General features: G+C 39.0%; 1 protein-coding gene. It reads left to right on the top strand.

All coding sequences use genetic code 11. From position 1 onward, the window contains the following. Positions 1-806, top strand: an 806-nt coding sequence (locus A9G07_RS11970; RefSeq protein ID WP_065733733.1) for a phage late control D family protein, incomplete at both ends; no start/stop codon positions are given.

The raw sequence follows: 806 nt of genomic DNA, 5'->3' as shown, positions 1-806 counted from the left end.
GGATGATTGATACGAACGATGTTACTGATTTTGTTAATAATGCATTAAATTGGTTATCCAGTGATCCTCGTAAAACACGGCTAGTGCTAACGTATAATGACACTGATATCACTCACGATATATCAAATTTCATTGAATCATTTTCATTTACTGAACGTGCAAAAAATGGCGAATCTGACGATCTAAATATAACTGTTGAAAATACGACCGGAATTTGGTCGAACGGTTGGTTTCCAGAACGCGGTGCAACATTATGCGCGCAAATTATCACAGAAAATTGGAATCAGCCGAATGACTATTATATGTTAGATTGCGGTTCGTTTGAAATTGATGATTTAACTGACAGCGGGCCAACATCAACATTTACAATCGGTGCGCTATCGGTTGGTATTACATCGAGCATACGTGGTGAATCACACAGCAAAGCCTGGGAAAATTTCAAATTATCTGGACTAGTTAATGAAATAGCTGAACGTCACGGATTTTCGGTTTTTTTTGATAGTGATTATGACCCGGTGATTGACAGATTTGACCAAAAAAACGAGTCTGATCTCGAATTTTTGTTGAAAGTTGCAGAATACATTGGCGTCAATATTCGATTGTCGCACGGTAAAATCATCGTGTACCAGGAACGGTTATATGATGCCAAAGAGGTGTCGTTAACATTATCAAAAAATGCGGACGGGTTTATTAGTCACTCGTTTCGTGCGTCCAGTGCTGATATTTATTCCGCATGCCAGGTTCAATTTCTCGACAGTAAAACCGGAAAATTAGTTACATACCAATACACCCCAGACGGTAGATCG

It is taken from the genome of Gilliamella sp. wkB72 (assembly GCF_001693745.1).
In the GTDB taxonomy this organism is placed as follows: Bacteria; Pseudomonadota; Gammaproteobacteria; order Enterobacterales; family Orbaceae; genus Gilliamella; species Gilliamella apicola_E.
This window is presented reverse-complemented; position numbering and strand designations above follow the sequence as displayed.